This is a genomic window from Micromonospora sp. KC723, from assembly GCF_004348595.1.
GTDB lineage: Bacteria > Actinomycetota > Actinomycetes > Mycobacteriales > Micromonosporaceae > Micromonospora.
This window is the reverse complement of the sequence record NZ_SMKD01000121.1, coordinates 1-16986: the sequence shown is the minus strand read 5'-3', so window position 1 is coordinate 16986 and position 16986 is coordinate 1. Positions and strand designations below refer to the sequence as shown.

Here is a 16986-nt window from a genome sequence, read left to right as displayed (position 1 = left end):
GGGTTAGTTGGCGGTGCAGCTGGGGGTGGCGGACGGCGGGGCGCCCGTGCCCTGGAAGCCGAACGAGGTGCTCGCCCCGGCACCGAGGTTGCCGTTGTAGCTGACGTTACGGAACGTCGCAGCACCGCTGGTGCCGCTGTGCTGCGCGTTCCAGGTGTTGGTGACCCCGGTGCCGGCCGGCAGGGCCAGACCCACGTTCCAGCCGGTGATGGCCGTGGAACCGGCGGTCACCCGCACCGTCGCGACGAAGCCACCGGTCCAGGAGTCCACCGACACGCTGGCGGTGCAGCGGGCGTTGCCGGGCGGCGGCGACGAGGGCGGGGTGGACGGCGGAGTGGACGGCGGGGTCGTCGGCGGGGTCGTCGGCGGCGTCGTGGGACCGCCGTTGTTGAGCGCGGCGAGGACGGCCTGGTAGGCGGCCTTCTTGTTGCCACTGCCGTCGAACAGCAACGGGCTCTCCCCGGAACGCCACGAGTCGGAGTCACGGATGCCCCACACCGTGATCCCCTTGCAGCGCGGCACCGCCAGGCAGTCGTTGACCACGTTGCGGTACGCGTCCGCCGGGGCGTTGCGGATGTCCAGCTCGGTGATGTGCACGTCCACGCCCAGCGCGGCGAAGCTCGACAGGGTCGTGCGGTAGTTGCTCGGGTAGTTCGACCCCCCGGTGAAGTGCGACTGCAACCCGACGCAGTCGATCGGCACGCCGCGGCTCCTGAAGTCCTGCACCATCCGGTAAACGGCCTGGGTCTTCGCGTCGTTCCAGTTGTCGATGTTGTAGTCGTTGTAGCAGAGCTGCGCGTCCGGGTCCGCCGCGTCCGCCGCCCGGAACGCCGCCTCGATCCAGTCGTTGCCGGTGCGTTGCAGGTTCGAGTCGCGCCGCGCGCCGCTGGGGCCGTCGGCGAACGCCTCGTTCACCACGTCCCACCACTCGACCTGACCACGGAAGTGCCTGGCCACCTGCGTGACGTGGTTCAGCATGGCGTTGCGCAGCGCGGTGCCGGACATGTTCCGCATCCACTCCGGCTGCTGCGAGTGCCAGGCGAGGGTGTGTCCGCGCACCTTCATGCCACGGCTACGGGCGTGCTGCACGATCCGCTCGGCGTCGCCGTACCTGAACACCCCCTGCTGCGGCTCGGTGGCGTCGATCTTCATCTCGTTCTCGGGCGTCACCTGGTTGAACTCGCGGTTCAAGATCGTCGTGTACGCCGAGTCGTTCAACCTCTGCGCCGCCACCGCGGTACCGAAGTACCGGCCGCTCTGGGCGGCGGAGGCGCCGAGGGTGGTGGCGGCGCTGGCACTGGGCGTCATCGTCACGGTGACGCCGAGGGCGGCAGCACCGGCGACGGCACCGACGAGGACGGCGCGTAGCCGGGCTCGGCTCGTCGAGCGCGCCGGGGCGCGGGCTGGGACGTGGCTCATGGCTGATCGCCTTTCGACAGTGGTGGGGTACGGGAGATCGCCGGATCGACCGTCGCCCGGCGCGGCGGCCGGCTCCGCGCGCTTCGCTCCCGGCACGGTCGCCCTGACACCGCACCGGGACCACCGGACCTGCGGTGTCACCCGCGTGGTCGAGACGTTCCCGCCCCGACGGTACTGAAATGTTTCCGATAGTTCAACGAAAGTCGATGCCTGCCGCGGGAGAGGGCCGGCTCACCCCGGTCAGCGGCCCTCCGGACCGTCCGTGGCGCGCGCCAGGTAGCCGCTGGCCTGGAGCTCGAACAACTCGCGGTAGAGCCCGCCGGCGGCCATCAACTCGTCGTGGGTGCCGCGCTGCACGAGCCTGCCGTGTCGCATGACGAAGATCTGGTCGGCGTGCCGGACGTTGGCCAGCCGGTGGGTGATCAGGACGACGGCCCGGTCCGGGCGACGACGCAGGTGCTGGAAGAGCGCGTGCTCGGCGCGGGCGTCCAGCGCCGCGGAGGGCTCGTCGCAGATCAGCAGCCGGGCGTCCCGGTAGAGACCGCGGGCGGCGACCAGGCGCTGCCACTGGCCGCCGGAGAGGTCCTGGCCGTTCTTGAACTCCCGGTCGAGCAGCGTGTCGTAGCCGAAGGGCAGGTCGACGATCATGTCGTGCGCGGCGGCGGCCCGGGCGGCCTCCTCGACGGTCGGCCCACCCTGGGCGGCGGGGCGGTCGTAGCGGCCGATGCGGATGTTCTGCCCGGCGGTGAAGGGGAACTTCCACCAGTCCTGGGTCATCACGGCGACCTGGGCGGCGGTCTGGGCCGGGTCCAGTTCGGCGGTGTCGACGCCGTCCCACCGGATCGTCCCACCGGTCGGCCGGTAGAGACCGGCGACCAGCTTGGCGAGGGTGGTCTTGCCGGAGCCGTTCTCCCCGACCAGGGCGACCACCTCGCCGCGCCGGATGGTGAGGCTGACCTCGTCCACGGCGGCGGCGTCGGTGTCCGGATAGCGCAGGCTGACCCGCTCCAGCTCGATGGTGTCGAAACCGCTGGTGGCGCGGCCGGCGCCGGTGGCGACCCGCTCGCCGGCCCGGTCCAGGAAGTCGCGGTAGTCCTGGTAGTAGAGGGCGTCCTCGTAGAGGTTGTTGGTGGCGAACACGGCGACGGCGAGGCTGGAACGGGCCGACTGGAGGGCCAGCAGGGCGGTCGCCGCTGCGGCCAGGGCCACCGCCCCGGTCAACAGCAACCCACCGAGCAGGGCGTACACCGCGAAGACGGCGACCCCGCCGACGGACATGCCGACGGCCCGGGTGGCGCTCTGCTCCCGGGCCAGACGCAACTGCGCCCGGGTCTCCACGGTCATCATCCGGCGGTACTCGGCGAGCAGGAAGTCGCGCATCTGGTAGGCCCGCACCTCGGCGGCGGTGTGCCGGTTGGCCATCAGGTGAGCCAACATCCACATGCGACGGCGGCGGGTGATCCGGGCCAGCATGGCGAGGTACTGCCGGCGGGCCATCCTCACCGCGGTGACCGCCTCCGGCACCGCCGCGAGCAACAGGCAGGGCAGCAGCACCGGTTGGATCACGGTCACCGCGGCGGCGGTGGCCAGCACCCCGACCACGCCGGTGATCAGGTTGACCGTGTGGTCGACGATGGACGCCGCCTCGGCCATGCCCCGGTCCCGTACCCGGTCCATCTCCTCGGCGAAGCCGGCGTCGTCGAAGGCGGCCAGCTCCACCGCGGTGGTGGCCTCGAACAGCCGCAGCTCCACCGCGTAGTTGATCTGCGGGATCAGTCGGGCCTGCGCCCAGCCGGCGCAGACGGTCAACGTGCCCTTGGCCGTCACCGCCGCCGCGGCCAGGGCCAGGGCCGGCAGCGCGGCGCGGACCCGGTCCGGGGTGGGCCCGGCGGCGAACAGCTCCCGCAGCACGCCGGTGGTGGCCAGCAGCCCGAGCGTGGTCATCACCCCGGCGGCCAGGTTGAGCCCGATCGCCACGGCGGTGTCCCGCCGGTTGGTCGCCCAGGCCAGCCGGACGGCCTCGCCGACCAGGTACGGCAGGCGCCGGGCGACCGCGCGGAAGCTGGTGTGCGCGAACCGGGTGGCGTGGTGCATCCAGTGGCCGTCCTCCAGCTCCGGCAGGTCGATCCCGTCGTCGGACGGGTCGTCCGTGTCGGGCGCCTGGCGCGCACCGGTGACCGTCGCCATGGATCCTCCCGGGGCGAGGAGTGCGGGGCAGGGCGAGCCTACTGTCGGCGATCACCCGGTGTCTGCCTGTGGTCGGCGTGTCGCACAGGTGTCGCAACGGCGAGTCGTCGGCCACAGCGGGGGACGCCGCCGACGCGTCGCGTCGCACGGGCGCGCCCGGGGTGGCAGGCTGGAGCGCGAGCCGGCGGCCGGTGTGTCGGGCGCCGCCCGGCGACCGTCGTGAAGGAGAAGATCGACCTGATGGCTGCGAGTGTGACCACCACCGACGAATGGCAGGCGCTGCGCAAGCATGCCGATACGATGCGCGGCACCCACCTGCGTGAGCTGTTCGCCGCGGACCGGCGCCGGGGTGAGCGGCTCACCGGTGAGGTCGCCGACCTGCACGTCGACTACAGCAAGAACCTCGTCACCGACGAGACGCTGACCCTGCTCGCCGCGCTGGCGGAGCGGGTCCGGCTGACCGACCGGATCGCCGCGATGTTCGCCGGGGAGCACATCAACGCCACCGAGGACCGGGCGGTGCTGCACACCGCGCTGCGGCTGCCCCGGGACGCCACGCTCACCGTGGACGGCCAGGACGTCGTCGCCGACGTGCACCGGGTGCTGGACCGGATGGCGGCGTTCGCCGGGCGGGTCCGCTCGGGGCAGTGGCGCGGGCACACCGGCGAGCGGATCAGCACGGTGGTGAACATCGGCATCGGCGGGTCGGACCTGGGCCCGGTGATGGCGTACGAGGCGTTGAAGGCGTACCGGGACGCCGGGATCTCCTGCCGGTTCGTCTCCAACATCGACCCCACCGACATCCACGACAAGACGCACGACCTAGACCCGGCGACCACCCTGTTCGTCGTGGTGTCGAAGACCTTCTCCACCCAGGAGACCCTGGCCAACGCCCAGCAGGCGAAGACCTGGCTGCTGGCCGGCCTGGACGTCGAGGACGACGCGGCGATCGCCCGGCACTTCGTCGCGGTCAGCACCAACGGGCAGCGGGTCCGGGACTTCGGCATCGACCCGGAGAACATGTTCGGCTTCTGGGACTGGGTGGGTGGCCGGTACTCGCTGCCCTCGGCGGTGGGCCTGTCGGTGATGCTGGCGATCGGCCCGGACCGGTTCCGGGAGATGCTGGCCGGCTACCACACCGTCGACGAGCACTTCCGGTCCACGCCGGTGGAGCGCAACGTGCCGGTCCTGATGGGCCTGCTGAACGTCTGGTACACGAACTTCCTCGGCGCGCAGACCCACGCGGTGCTGCCGTACTCGCAGTACCTGCACCGGTTCCCGGCGTACCTGCAACAGTTGACGATGGAGAGCAACGGCAAGTCGGTGACCCTGGACGGCACCGCCGTCGACCACGGCACCGGCGAGATCTTCTGGGGCGAGCCGGGCACCAACGGCCAGCACGCCTTCTACCAGCTCATCCATCAGGGCACGCTGCTGATCCCGGCGGACTTCATCGCCTTCAGCCAGCCCCACCACGATCTGGGCGACATGCACGACCTGTTCATGTCGAACTTCTTCGCCCAGACCGCCGCGTTGGCCTTCGGCCGGACCCGGCAGCAGGTCGAGGCCGAGGGCACGAAGCCCGAGGTGGTGGCGCACCGGGTGATGCCGGGCAACCACCCGACCACCTCGATCATCGCGCCGAGGCTCACCCCGTCGACGCTGGGCCAGCTCATCGCCCTCTACGAGCACACCGTGTTCACCGAGGGCGCGATCTGGGACATCAACTCGTTCGACCAGTGGGGCGTGGAGTTGGGCAAGGTGATGGCCAACCAGTTGGCGCCGAAGCTGACCGGGGACGCGCCGGATTTGTCCGACGTGGACTCCTCCACCGCCGCGTTGATCCGCCGCTACCGGGCCGAGCGCGGCCGGGCCTGAGGCCCCGTGGGCCGGCGGCCGGGTCGCGGAGACCCGGCCGCCGGCCCTCCGGTACTACGCCGGCCGCCCCAGGCGGGCCGACCGGAGCGGGCCGATCCGCGACGCGAGCCGGCGCGGCACCGGTCAGGGGTTCATCTCGTACGCCCCGGACAGGGCGGTGACCTGGGCCCACACCCGGGCGGTGCGCGCCGGGTCGACGACCGGGCGGCGGACGTGAGCCAGCGCCCAGGCGGCCTGCGCGTCGCTGGTGGCCGCCTTGCCGTGCAGCTCGGTGGCGTGGGCGGAGAAGTCGCGGACCAGGATGTCGAAGATCTCGTCCAGCAGGTCGGCGTCCAGGTTGGTCAGCGCGGCCTGCTCCAGGATGAGCTGACCGTAGACGACCAGCGCGAAGAGCTGCCCGACGGAGAGCAGGAAGTTCAGGTCCCGCTGCTGCTCCTCGGTCGGGGCGTGCGCGGCGAGCAGCGTACGGAGCCCGTCGGCCTGCTCGGTGAACCGGGCCACGTTCGGCACGTGGGCGTGCGCGGCGTACGCGGCCCGCCAGTCGTGGAAGCGGATCCCGCCCAGGCCGCGCGCCGGGCCCTGCCGGAACAGGAACTCGTCGTCGGCCGGGTCGTGGCGGGTCGGCACCGGCGGGAACTCGACCGGGGCGAACAGGTAGTTCGCCATGAACTTGAGGATCAGGGCCAGGTTGACGTGCACCGTGCCTTCGAGCTTGGGCAGGCCACGGATGTCCCGGGCGGCCTTGTCGAAGTAGGTGTCGGCCTCGAAGCCCTTGGCGGCGATGACGTCCCAGAGCAGGTCGATCACCTTCTCGCCCTCGGTGGTCACCTTCATCTTGGTCATCGGGTTGAACAGCAGGTAGCGGCGGTCGTCCGGGCCGGCCGACCGGAAGTAGTCGACGGCCCGGTCGCTGAACGCCTTCATCGCCACCAGGCGGGCGTACGCGTCGGTCAGCTCCCGGCGCACGTGCGGGAAGTCGGTGACCCGCCGGCCGTAGAGGACCCGGTTGTGGGCATGGGTGACCGCCTCGTACATGGCGTGTTCGCAGATGCCGATACTGGCGGTGCAGAGGTTGAACTTGCCGACGTTGACCGTGTTGAGCGCGGCGTCGAAGGCGGCCCGGCCGGTGTGCAGCACGTCCTCGGCGCGCACCGGGTAGTCCTCCAGGCGGAACTCGCTGACGTACATCTGCGCGTTCACCACGTTGCGCGCCAGCCGGTACGCCGGGTGCCGGCTGTCGGCGGCGAAGAAGACGTAACCGTCGGGGCCGTCGACGTCGGCGCGGCGGCCGAAGACGGAGACCAGGCCGGCGACGTTGCCGTTGCCGATGTAGTACTTGCCGCCGGTGGCCCGGAAACCGCCGGAGCCGTCCGGGGTGAGCAGCATGTCGGTGGAGTAGATGTCGGCGCCGTGGCCGCGCTCGGAGAGGCCGAACGCCATCACGTGCCCGGCGTCGAGCAGGGCTGCGGCGCGGGCCCGGGCGACGGCGTTGTCGCTCTGCCAGACCGGGCCGAGACCGAGGACGGTGACCTGCCAGGTGTACCAGTAGCCGAGGCCGTAGAAGCCGAGCACCTCACTGAGCGCCGCGTTGCGGGCGGTGTCCCAGCGTTTGGCCGGGTCACCGCCGCCGTCGGCGGCCGGGGTGCAGAAGGCGGCGAAGAGTCCCTCCTTGGCCGCGAAGTCGAGGAAGTCGCCGTACCAGTCGTGCCGGTTGTAGCTGTCGACCAGGGCCTTCTTGCCCCGCTGCTCGAAGAAGTCGACGGTGGCGCGCAACAGCCGCCGGGTTTCGGGGTCGAGATGGGTGGGGTCGTAGGTGCGCGGGTTGAGCAGCGGCGACGGGGGCATGGGGCCTTCCTCCGGTGGTGGTCGGTCAGTGATCGAGGGCGCGCAGGGTGGCGAGGACGTCGTCGAGCCAGGCCAGCACCATCCGCTCGTACGCGATGCCGCCGCGCAGCACGACGTGCTGGAGCGCGGCGCGGGCGTCCGGGGCGGCGGCGTCGGGAAAGTCGCGGCGCTCACCGGCGAGGTAGCGGGCCAGGAGTGCCTCGTGGTCGGCGCGGTACCGCTCGACCTCGGCGACGAGCGCGGCGCGGCCGTCCCGGTCGGCGAAGGCGGCGCCACGGATCTTGACGGCCAGTTCGTGCCGGACCGCCTCGGGTTGCACGGGCGCGTCCAGCCAGTCGGCGAGGGCGGCCCGGCCGGCTGGGGCGGCGGACCAACGGCGCTTGTCCGGCCGCCCCTCCTGCCCGACCTGTTCGGCGGTGACCCAGCCGTCGGTCTCCATCCGCCTGAGCACCCGGTAGATCTGCTGGTGGGTGGCGGTCCAGAAGCGGCCGATGGAGCGGTCGAAGCGCCGGGCCAGCTCGTATCCGGATGCCGGCTGCTCCAGCAGGGCGACCAGGATCGCGTGTTCGAGGGCCATGCCGGCATCCTGCTATGCAACGAGTTGCATAGGCAAGATCGCAGGGGCCTCCGTCACACGACGACGCCGCGCCCCCGGGGGAGCGCGGCGTCGTCGGACAGGGACGGAAGGTCAGTGTCGGGAGCCGCCCTGACGGCGGGTCAGCGCCACCCCGAGGGCGATCATGCCGACGCCCAGGAACAGGTGCAGCCAGTTGTCGGCCGTGTTCAGTGGCACGAAGTTGGCCCGACTTTCGTGCCCGACGACCAGACCGTAGAGCCAGAGCACCAGATAGATCGCGCCCCCGCCGATCAGGTAGGAACGCGCACCCGACGCGCTGCGGGCCAGGGCGAGCCCGGCGACGCCGAAGAGCAGGTGCACGATGTTGTGCAGGATCGACACCTGGAAGAGCCCGAGCAGCTTCGCCTGCGACTCGTGCCCGGCGAACCTCATCGTGTCGTAGTCCGTGGTGATGCCCGGAATGAACCCGAGCAGCCCCACCAGCAGAAACACCACACCGACGACCTGCGCGGCGCGGCGGACCGGGGATGCCCCCGTCCCGCGCCCGGTACCGGGCCGGTTCACCATCTCAGTCACCCCCGTTGACGTGCGTGTGCCCGGGGATGCCCCGGACGGGCGGTCCCAAACCCGGCGAGCCGGGGCAATCTCGTTTCGTTCCTCACCACGACGCCAGTCGGGCGGCCAGCGCCGCGCGCAGGGCCTCGATGCCCTGTCCGGTTCGCGCCGAGACCGGCACCGCCGCCGGGTACGCCCGGCAGAGCGCGTCGACGTGCTCCGGCGGAGCAATGTCGATCTTGTTCAGGACGAGCAGCTCGGGCACGTCGCCGGCGCCGATCTCGTGCAGCACGCCGTGCACGGTGGTGATCTGGTCCAACGCGTCCGGGGCGGCGGCGTCCACCACGTGCAGCGCGAGGTCGCTACGGGTGACCTCCTCCAGGGTGGAGCGGAAGGCGTCCACCAGTTGGTGCGGCAGGTGCCGGACGAAGCCGACGGTGTCGGTGACCGTGTAGGTGAGCCGGCCGGTGGAGATCCGGCGCACCGTCGGGTCGAGGGTCGCGAAGAGCACGTCCTGCACCTGGGCGTCCGCGCCGGTCAGCCGGTTGAGCAACGCCGACTTGCCGGCGTTGGTGTAGCCGGTGAGCGCCACCGAGGGCACCCGGTTGCGGGCCCGCCGGCCCCGGGTGCGTTCCCGGCGGCGGGCGACCTCCGCCGCGCTGCGGCGCAGCCGGGTGGCCCGGTCCCGCAGCCGGCGCCGCTGCGTCTCCAGCCGCATCTCGCCCGGACCGCGCACACCCATGCCCGCGCCGCCGGCCATCCGTCCACCACCGACCCGGGACATCGACCGCCCGTCACTGCGCAGCCGGGGCAGCTGGTACGCGATCTGCGCCAGCTCCACCTGCACCCGCCCCTCGCTGGTCCGGGCATGCTCGGCGAAGATGTCGAGGATGAGCGCGGTCCGGTCCACCACCCGCACCCCGACCCGTTCCTCCAGGTTGCGGACCTGCCCGGGGCTGAGTTCCCCGTCGGCGATCACCACGTCGGCCCCGGCGCGCTCCGCGACCGCGGCCAACTCGTCGACCTTGCCCGACCCGAGGTACGTCGCCGGGTCGGGGCGGGGCCGGCTCTGCACGACGGCCTCCGCCACGGTGAGACCGTCGGTGTCGGCGAGCCGGCGCAGCTCGGTCAGGGAGGTCTCGGTGCCCGGACCGGTGCCGTCGCCCCTGTCCTCCGGGCGCACCGCCACCAGCACCGCCGTCGGCCGCTCCCCCGCCGCCGGCTGGACGCCCTCACCCATCAACCACGCACCTGCCATGGTCCACCGCCTCGCCCTCCTCGTCGCGTGGAACGGGAGCTACCCGGGACCGGCCGGACCATGCCCGCCGGGTGGCGGATACACCCGTCCTGTCCGGTTTCCGCCCCGGCAAGCGGAGGTGGCCACCCGGCGTCATCGTGGCGTTGACCACGCCGGCACCGCGTTTACGGCACCGACGGGTGGAGACTTTCCCCGTGACGACAAAGGGGGAGACCGTGCCCGAGACCGATGAGCCGCCGCGTGGCCGGGGCCGTACGCCCGAGACGGTGACCGACCCGCTGCTGTGGCGGCTCGCCGCCGACGTGGCCGACGCGCACCAGCCCGACGAGACGGGGCACTGCGACAACCTGCTCTGCGGCGGCCAGGTCTGGCCGTGCGAGGCGGCCCGCAACGCCCGGCGGGCCCTGGCGCTGTCCGGGGCGACGCCGGAGGAGCCCGCCGCGCCACGGCACGACGAGCACTGGCCGGCGCGGGAGGCGATGCCGCCCACCCTGCCGCAGCGCCGCTCGCGCGCCACCGAGGCCGCCTGAGCACCCGCACACCGCCGGGCCGCTCGGGCGGCGTCGGGGCTGTCCCGGCCGGCGACGCGCAGCCGCCGGCCGGCCCGGGACTCAGGACATGCTCTCGGCGCGCAGGTCCTCCTCCGAGGCTCCGCGTCGCCAGTAGCCGGAGAAGGTGACCCGCCGCCGGTCCACGCCACGCTCGGCGACCAGGTGCCGGCGCAGCGCCCGCACGGTGGTCGACTCGCCGGCGATCCACGCGTACGGCAGGCCGGCCGGCAGCCGCGCGACCCGCACCGCCTCGACGAGCAGGCCACTGCCGGGCGGGGTGGTCCCCCGGACCAGCCAGCGCAGGTCGATCGCGGCCTCGGTGGGCAACTCCCGGATGTCGGCCGGGTCCGGCACCTCGACCCAGGCCCGTACCGGCGTGCCGGGAGGCAGCCAGGCGAGGATGCCGGCGAGCGCCGGCAGCCCCGTCTCGTCGGCGGCGAGCAGCACGTGGTCGGTGGCCGGCGGTGGGCGGAAGCAGACGCTGCGGTTGTCCGGCTCGGCCGGACCGAGCAGCACCACCCGGTCGCCCGGCCGGGCCCGACCGGCCCAGCGGGAGGCGGGGCCGGTGTCGCCGTGGTGGACGAAGTCGATGTCCACCTCGCAGGCGGCGGGACGCTGCCCACTGATCGTGTACGAGCGCATCACCGCGCGGACGGACGGGTCGGTGGCCCGCCAGCGGGCGTACCAGTCGCCGCCGGCATCCAGCGGCACGACCGGCTCGGACTGGCCGGGGTGCGGCAGGAAGAGCGACACGCTCTGGTCCCGGCCGCCACCGGCGAAGTCAGCCAGCTCCGGGCCGGCGAACGTGACCCGGATCAGGGAGTGGCCCAGCCGGCGTACGCCGCTGACCCGGGCCCGGTAGAAGCGGTAGACCAGTTGGCGGGTGACGGTCGCGGTCGTCATGGCGTCAGCCGAGCCGCTTCGCCGAGCGGATGGCGGCGGCCAGGCTCTCCAGCAGCGGGGCCGCGCCCGCGTACGAGAAGCGGGGCACCGCGTCCCACGGCGTGATCTGGTTGGCCTTGACCGCGGGCAGCGCCTGCCAGGTGGGCTTCGCGGCGAGGTCCTTGGGTTGCAGTGCGGTGGACCGGTTGTCCAGCAGGATCAGGTCGGCCGGGAACTTGCCGGCGTTCTCCCAGCTCAGGCTCTCGAAGTAGTCGCCCTGCTCCAGCTTGGTGGGCACCACGATGTCGACGCCCAGCTCCGCGAAGTACATCAGGTCGGTGCTGACCTTCGGGTTGGAGACGTAGAACAGGTCGGAGCTGCCGGAGGCGGCCATCACCCGGATGCCGGGGTTGGCCTTGACCGCCTGGCGGACGGATTCGGCGGCGGCCTCGAACCGGGCCTTGGCGTCGGTGACCTTCTTCGCGGTCGGGTCCGCGCCGAGGGAGCGGGCCAGCTCGGCGTACCGCTCGATCGGGCGGGTCATCGGGACCCGGGCGGTGGTGACGGTGACGCTCGGCGCCAGCGCGAGGATCTTGTCCTTGCTCTCGTCCGGGACGTACCAGAGGGCGCCCGGGTCGTACATGTTGGTGACCAGCAGCTCGGGGCGGAGGGCCGCGTACTTCTCCAGGTTGAACTCGCCCCACACGTTGCCGAGCACGGTGACCTTGTCGATGTCGAGGTCGCCGGCCTGCGGCTCCAGCGACCCGTCCGGGCGGGTGGTCTCCCCGAAGACGCCGACGATCTGTGAATCGAGGCCGAAGTCGATCAGCGCGGCGGCCACCCCGGTGAAGGCGACGATCCGGGTGGGGGCGCTCTTCAGCTCGACCTTCTGGTTCCGGTCGTCGGTGAAGGACCACGGACCGCTGGGGGCGCTGGCGCCGCTGGACGCGGTCTTGTCGGTGGCGCCGCACCCGACCAGGAGGGAGGCGAGAGTGGCACCGCCGGCGGCGAGCAGGCCGCGCCGGGAGAATCCGTGGGGGAACGAGGAAGAAGGCATGGCTGACGTCTTTCGATCAGGACAGGACCGCGGTGATCCGCGAACGCGAGTTAGGTTAACCTAACCTAACTGACTATCAACAGCCGCCGTGCGGTTTCTCCCCCACCGGAGCCGACACTGTCCGTCACCGCCCTCGCCGACGCCCCGCCGTCGGCGCCACCCGCCCGCCGCAGCCGGCGTACCGGCGCGCTCGCCGCCGGCCTGCTGCTCCTGCTCGCCGTCGCGCTGCTCAGCATCGCCGTCGGCGCCCGCCCGCTCTCCCCCGCCGAGGCCTGGCAGGGACTGGTCTCCACCACCTCCCCGGAACACTCCGTGGTGCACCAGATGCGACTGCCCCGCACGCTGCTCGGCCTGCTCGCCGGAACGGCGCTCGGCGTCTCCGGGGCCCTGATGCAGGCGCTGACCCGCAACCCGCTCGCCGACCCGGGGCTGCTCGGCATCAACGCCGGCGCATCGGCCGCGATCGCCACCGCCGTCGGCCTGTTCGGGCTCGGCACCATCGGCGGCTGGATCTGGTTCGCCATGCTCGGCGCCGCCGCCGTCACCGCCCTCGGGTACGCCGTCGGCGGCGGTCGGCGGGCCACCCCGGAACGGCTGGCGCTGGCCGGGGCGGCACTCAACGCGGTGCTCTTCTCGTACGTCAGCGGGATGATGCTGGTCGACGCCGCCTCGCTGGACCGGCTGCGGTTCTGGACGGTCGGCTCGCTGGCCGCCGCCGAGTTCGCCACGGTACGCACCATCGCGCCCTTCGTCGCGGCCGGGCTGCTGGCGGCCCTGGCCGGTGCGCGGGCGTTGAACGCCCTGGCGCTCGGCGACGACGCGGCGCGGGCCCTGGGCGCCCGGCCGGCGCTGGTCCGCGCGGGCACGATCACCGCCGTCACCCTGCTCTGTGGCGCGGCCACCGCCGCCTGCGGCCCGATCGTCTTCGTCGGGCTGCTCGTGCCGCACCTGGTCCGCCGGCTGACCGGACCGGACCTGCGCTGGCTGCTACCCGCCTGCGCGCTGTACGCGCCGGTGCTGCTGCTCGGCGCCGACGTGGCCGGCCGGGTGCTGGGCCGCCCCGGTGAACTCCAGGTCGGCCTGGTCACGGCGGTACTCGGCGGCCCCCTCTTCCTGCGTCTGGTGGCCCGGCGATGAGCGTGCTGCGGACCCCGGGCGGTCTCTCGCTGCGCTGGCGCCGCCGGTCCACCGTGGTCGTCACCGGATGCGCGCTGGCCGCGCTGCTGCTCGGGCTGACCGCCGTCGGCGGCGGCGACTACCCGATGAGCCCCGCCGACGTGCTGCGCACCCTCACCGGCGGCGGCAGCCCGGCGGAGGAGTTCATCGTCGGCGAACTGCGGCTGCCCCGGCTGGTCACCGCCCTCGCCGTCGGGGCCGCCCTGGCACTGGCCGGCGCGGTCGTGCAGTCCCTGCTGCGCAACCCACTGGGCAGCCCGGACGTGCTCGGCCTCACCCAGGGCGCGGCGACCGGGGCGCTGATCGTGGTGGTGCTCGGCGGCGGCACCCTGGTGCTGGCCGGCGCGGCCACCGCCGGTGGCCTCGCCGCCGGCCTGCTCATCGCGGCGGTCACCGGGCGGCGTGGACTGGCCGGACCACGCGTCGTCCTGGTCGGCATCGGCGTCGCGGCGATCCTCACCGGGGTCAACGGCTGGCTGCTCACCCGGGCCCAACTGATGGACGCCGCCCGGGCGGTGCTCTGGCTCACCGGCAGTCTGGACGGGCGTGGCTGGGCGCAGGCCCTGCCGCTGCTCGGCGTGCTGGCGGTGCTGACCCCGGTGCTGCTCGGCTACGGCCGGGCGCTGTCCATGACGGAGTTCGGTGACGAGGCCGCCATCGCCGCCGGCGTGCCGGTACGGCGTGTCCGGCGGGCGCTGCTCGGCGCGGCGGTGCTGCTCGCCTCCGTCGCGGCGGCGGCCGCCGGGCCGGTCTCCTTCGTGGCGCTCACCGCCCCGCACCTGGCCCGCCGGTTGACCCGGGCCCCCGGCCCGAACCTGCTGGCGTCGGCGCTGGTCGGCGCCGTGCTGCTGGTCGCCGCCGACCTGGTGGCGCAACGCGCCGTCGAGGGACGGCACCTCCCGGTCGGGGTGGTCACCGGCGTGCTGGGCGGGATGTACCTGGTGTGGCTGCTCGCCGCGCAGCGGCGGGCCGGACGGAGCTGAGGAGGACACATGTCGGGCAACCCACGACTGGGCGGGGTCGGGCTGACCCTGGCGTACGAGCGGCGGGTCGTCGCCGAGGGGCTGTCGGTCGACGTACCGGACGGCTCCTTCACGGTGGTGATCGGGCCGAACGCCTGCGGCAAGTCCACCCTGCTGCGCGCCCTGGCCCGGACCCTGCGTCCCCGCGCCGGGACGGTGCTGCTGGACGGGCGGGACATCCACTCGCTGCCGTCGCGCGCGGTGGCCCGCACCCTCGGCCTGCTGCCGCAGTCCTCCGTCGCCCCGGACGGCATCACGGTCGCCGACCTGGTGGCCCGGGGCCGGTACCCGCACCAGGGCCTGCTGCGGCAGTGGTCGGCCGAGGACGAACGGGTGGTGGCCGAGTCGATGGCCGACACCGGGGTGGCCGAACTCGCCGACCGGCCGGTCGACGAACTCTCCGGCGGGCAGCGCCAGCGGGTCTGGATCGCCATGGCGCTGGCCCAGCGCACCCCCCTGCTGTTGCTCGACGAGCCGACCACCTGGCTGGACATCGCCCACCAGGTCGAGGTGCTGGAACTCTGCGCCCGCCTGCACGAGGAGGGCCGCACCCTGGTGGCGGTCCTGCACGACCTGCACCAGGCCGCCCGCTACGCCACCCACCTGATCGCCATGCGGGACGGTCGGGTGGTGGCCACCGGCGACCCGCGCGAGGTGGTCACCGCCGACCTGGTGCAGGAGGTGTTCGGGTTGGCGTGCCGGATCGTGGCGGACCCGGAGACCGGCACTCCGCTGGTGGTGCCCGCCGCCGGCCGCCCCTCGCCCGCCCGGGTGGGTCCGGGGGTGTGACGACCGGCCGCGACCCGGCCTCCGGTGGTCAGCGCACCGGCGGGGCGGCGACGGGCGCCGAGGGCGGGGAGCCGAACGTGGTGAGGAAGCGGTCCCGGAAGGTGTCCATCCGCCAGACCGGCGCGTCCGGGCCGGGGCGCAGCCCCTCGTGCCAGTTCCACCCGGAGATGCGCGCCAGCACCGCCGCATCGCGGGCGACGACGGTGACCGGCACGTCCCGGCTGGCGTTCTGGCCGGTGATCATGGGGGCGGGCTGGTGGTCGCCGAGGAACACCAGCACCAGGTTGTCGTCGCCGTAGGTCTCCACGTAGGAGATCAGCGCGTTCAGGGTGTACTCCACGGACCGCCGGTAGCCGGTGCGGATCTCGGCGAGGCTGCGACCGCCCAGCGTCGGGTTGGCGGCCACCGAGGTGGGCCGCTTGTAGATCGAGCCGTCGCCGATGTGGTTCCAGTCCAGCATCCGTGGGATCGCGCCCCACGGGGAGTGACTGGAGATCAGCGGAATCTCCGCCATGATCGGCCTTCGGTCCGGCCGGGTCCGTTCCCGTCGCTGGAACTCCGCCAGCGTGTACTGGTCCGGCATCGGGGCGAAGTTGAACCTCGGACCACGGTAGTTCAGGTTGGCCGTGTCGTAGTACCGCTCGTAGCCGAAGAACTTCCCCTCCGGCCACGGTTTGATGGCTGCCGGCATCACCCCGACGGTGTCCCAGCCGGCTCGACCGAACGCGCGGTTGAGGGTGAACCGGTCACTGTCCAGCAGGGTGGAGTGACGCTGCTCGTTGTCGACCCAGACGCCGGCCAGCAGGGTGTCGTGCGCCAACCAGCTGCCGCCGCCGGCCGTCGGCGAGGTGAGAAAGCCGCTGCGCGCGCCGAAGCCGGCGGCGCTCAGCCTCCGGTAGCCGCTGTCCAGCAGGACGTTGATCTTGGGCGCGTACTCCGGATTCTGCACCGCGTCCCGGCCGTAGCTCTCCACGAAGGCCAGCACGACGTCCTTGCCCCGCAGGCCGGTCAGCAGTTGCTCACCGGGAACGTCGCGGAAGGCGTCGACCCGCATCGCCGCCGTGAACTCCTTGTGGTCGCGCAGCGCCTTGCCGACCTGGCGAGCGTGGTGCTCCACCAGCGCCGTCGAACGGTGGTCCGCCACCGGCACCCCGACCGTCGCGCCGGCCACCCAGAGGGCGGCGAGCACCGCGAGCACCCGGATCGCCGCCCGGTTGTGCGCGACCACCAGCCGGGTCAGCCGCAGCATCGCCCGGACGGTCAGCGCCAGCAGCCCCAGGACCAGGGCGATCAACCCGACCACCGCGCCGATCGCGCCGGGACGACCGACCGACTCCCGGACGAACGCGTACCCGTCGCCCAGCAAACCCCAGTCGTGGACCAGGTTGAAGTTGCGGGCCAGGCTGGCGGCCATGCCCATGTCCAGCAGCTTGACGATGGTGAGCAGCCCGAGACCGACCCCGAGCGTCACCGCCGCCGCGCGGCGCGCCCCGCCGCGCAGCACCAGCAGCAGCGCCCCGGCGACCAGCGCCTCCACCGGGACCCGCAGGAACACCGCCAGGCTGAGCTGGTCCAGCTGGTTCGGGGCGGTCAGCAGCCCGAACACCAGCACGAGCGCCAGCGCGGTGGTCACCATCCCGGCCACGGCACGCAGCCGCCCCCGCTCGGGGACGGTCCACTCGGGGACGGCGGTGTCGTCCCCGGATGCCGGGGACGAGTCACCGGGCGCCGGGGTGACCGCCGGCCCGGGTTGCGTCGAGGGGGCGGGCCGACCGGCGGCGGTACCGTCG

General features: G+C 73.1%; 14 protein-coding genes. 5 read left to right on the top strand and 9 right to left on the bottom strand.

Annotated features, from left to right (window positions below; genetic code table 11):
• Positions 1 to 3: 3 nt before the first annotated feature.
• Positions 4 to 1419: an endo-1,4-beta-xylanase gene (locus E1165_RS22450; protein WP_132393744.1), complete on the bottom strand. Its 1416-nt coding sequence runs from the start codon at positions 1417 to 1419 to the stop codon at positions 4 to 6.
• Positions 1420 to 1659: 240 nt separating this feature from the next.
• Positions 1660 to 3606, bottom strand: a complete 1947-nt coding sequence (locus E1165_RS22445; RefSeq protein WP_132393743.1) for an ABC transporter ATP-binding protein — start codon at positions 3604 to 3606, stop codon at positions 1660 to 1662.
• Between the two features lie 240 nt (positions 3607 to 3846).
• On the opposite strand from E1165_RS22445, the gene pgi reads away from it, so the two are divergent.
• Positions 3847 to 5484 (top strand): glucose-6-phosphate isomerase, encoded by a 1638-nt coding sequence (pgi, locus tag E1165_RS22440; RefSeq protein WP_132393742.1) that lies wholly within the window; start codon positions 3847 to 3849, stop codon positions 5482 to 5484.
• Between the two features lie 123 nt (positions 5485 to 5607).
• Here pgi and E1165_RS22435 read toward each other — a convergent pair whose 3' ends face one another.
• From E1165_RS22435 to hflX, 4 genes are all read right to left on the bottom strand, one after another.
• Positions 5608 to 7329 carry an acyl-CoA dehydrogenase gene (locus tag E1165_RS22435; protein ID WP_132393741.1) on the bottom strand — a complete coding sequence of 574 codons (1722 nt, stop codon included), beginning with the start codon at positions 7327 to 7329 and terminating at the stop codon, positions 5608 to 5610.
• A 25-nt stretch (positions 7330 to 7354) separates the two neighbouring features.
• Positions 7355 to 7906, bottom strand: a complete 552-nt coding sequence (locus E1165_RS22430; RefSeq protein ID WP_132393740.1) for a PadR family transcriptional regulator — start codon at positions 7904 to 7906, stop codon at positions 7355 to 7357.
• Positions 7907 to 8017: 111 nt separating this feature from the next.
• Positions 8018 to 8473, bottom strand: a complete 456-nt coding sequence (locus E1165_RS22425) for a DUF4383 domain-containing protein (protein ID WP_132393746.1) — start codon at positions 8471 to 8473, stop codon at positions 8018 to 8020.
• 91 nt (positions 8474 to 8564) lie between these two features.
• Entirely contained in the window at positions 8565 to 9701 is a 1137-nt protein-coding gene (hflX, locus tag E1165_RS22420) for a GTPase HflX (RefSeq protein ID WP_243704931.1), read from the bottom strand.
• A gap of 233 nt (positions 9702 to 9934) precedes the next feature.
• On the opposite strand from hflX, the gene E1165_RS22415 reads away from it, so the two are divergent.
• On the top strand, positions 9935 to 10249 hold the full coding sequence (locus tag E1165_RS22415; RefSeq protein WP_243704930.1) for a hypothetical protein: 315 nt from the start codon (positions 9935 to 9937) through the stop codon (positions 10247 to 10249).
• Positions 10250 to 10330: 81 nt separating this feature from the next.
• Here E1165_RS22415 and E1165_RS22410 read toward each other — a convergent pair whose 3' ends face one another.
• Both E1165_RS22410 and E1165_RS22405 read right to left on the bottom strand, forming a co-directional pair.
• The gene (locus E1165_RS22410; RefSeq protein WP_132393738.1) at positions 10331 to 11173 is read right to left on the bottom strand and encodes a siderophore-interacting protein; all 843 of its coding nucleotides are present in this window, start codon (positions 11171 to 11173) and stop codon (positions 10331 to 10333) included.
• Positions 11174 to 11177: 4 nt separating this feature from the next.
• Positions 11178 to 12209: an ABC transporter substrate-binding protein gene (locus tag E1165_RS22405; protein WP_132393737.1), complete on the bottom strand. Its 1032-nt coding sequence runs from the start codon at positions 12207 to 12209 to the stop codon at positions 11178 to 11180.
• Positions 12210 to 12284: 75 nt separating this feature from the next.
• Between E1165_RS22405 and E1165_RS22400 the strand changes: the two genes are divergently transcribed.
• Genes E1165_RS22400 through E1165_RS22390 form a run of 3 tightly spaced genes read left to right on the top strand, consistent with a single transcriptional unit; the run spans position 12285 to position 15196 of the window.
• Positions 12285 to 13346 carry an iron chelate uptake ABC transporter family permease subunit gene (locus E1165_RS22400; protein ID WP_243704932.1) on the top strand — a complete coding sequence of 354 codons (1062 nt, stop codon included), beginning with the start codon at positions 12285 to 12287 and terminating at the stop codon, positions 13344 to 13346.
• Positions 13343 to 14368: an iron chelate uptake ABC transporter family permease subunit gene (locus E1165_RS22395; RefSeq protein ID WP_132393735.1), complete on the top strand. Its 1026-nt coding sequence runs from the start codon at positions 13343 to 13345 to the stop codon at positions 14366 to 14368. Before E1165_RS22400 ends, E1165_RS22395 begins: the two co-directional genes overlap by 4 nt.
• 9 nt (positions 14369 to 14377) lie before the next feature.
• Complete coding sequence (locus E1165_RS22390; protein WP_132393734.1) at positions 14378 to 15196, top strand: ABC transporter ATP-binding protein; 819 nt, start codon at positions 14378 to 14380, stop codon at positions 15194 to 15196.
• A gap of 28 nt (positions 15197 to 15224) precedes the next feature.
• On the opposite strand, the gene E1165_RS22385 is transcribed toward E1165_RS22390, so the two are convergent.
• Positions 15225 to 16986 (bottom strand): sulfatase (locus tag E1165_RS22385; protein WP_132393733.1); only part of this gene is annotated, 1762 nt, incomplete at its 5' end.

Coding starts and splice junctions, on each gene's coding strand:
- E1165_RS22450 (WP_132393744.1), bottom strand. CDS start 1,419: ATGAGCCACGTCCCAGCCCGCGCCCCGGCGCGCTCGACGAGCCGAGCC.
- E1165_RS22445 (WP_132393743.1), bottom strand. CDS start 3,606: ATGGCGACGGTCACCGGTGCGCGCCAGGCGCCCGACACGGACGACCCG.
- pgi (WP_132393742.1), top strand. CDS start 3,847: ATGGCTGCGAGTGTGACCACCACCGACGAATGGCAGGCGCTGCGCAAG.
- E1165_RS22435 (WP_132393741.1), bottom strand. CDS start 7,329: ATGCCCCCGTCGCCGCTGCTCAACCCGCGCACCTACGACCCCACCCAT.
- E1165_RS22430 (WP_132393740.1), bottom strand. CDS start 7,906: ATGGCCCTCGAACACGCGATCCTGGTCGCCCTGCTGGAGCAGCCGGCA.
- E1165_RS22425 (WP_132393746.1), bottom strand. CDS start 8,473: ATGGTGAACCGGCCCGGTACCGGGCGCGGGACGGGGGCATCCCCGGTC.
- hflX (WP_243704931.1), bottom strand. CDS start 9,701: ATGGGTGAGGGCGTCCAGCCGGCGGCGGGGGAGCGGCCGACGGCGGTG.
- E1165_RS22410 (WP_132393738.1), bottom strand. CDS start 11,173: ATGACGACCGCGACCGTCACCCGCCAACTGGTCTACCGCTTCTACCGG.
- E1165_RS22405 (WP_132393737.1), bottom strand. CDS start 12,209: ATGCCTTCTTCCTCGTTCCCCCACGGATTCTCCCGGCGCGGCCTGCTC.
- E1165_RS22395 (WP_132393735.1), top strand. CDS start 13,343: ATGAGCGTGCTGCGGACCCCGGGCGGTCTCTCGCTGCGCTGGCGCCGC.
- E1165_RS22390 (WP_132393734.1), top strand. CDS start 14,378: ATGTCGGGCAACCCACGACTGGGCGGGGTCGGGCTGACCCTGGCGTAC.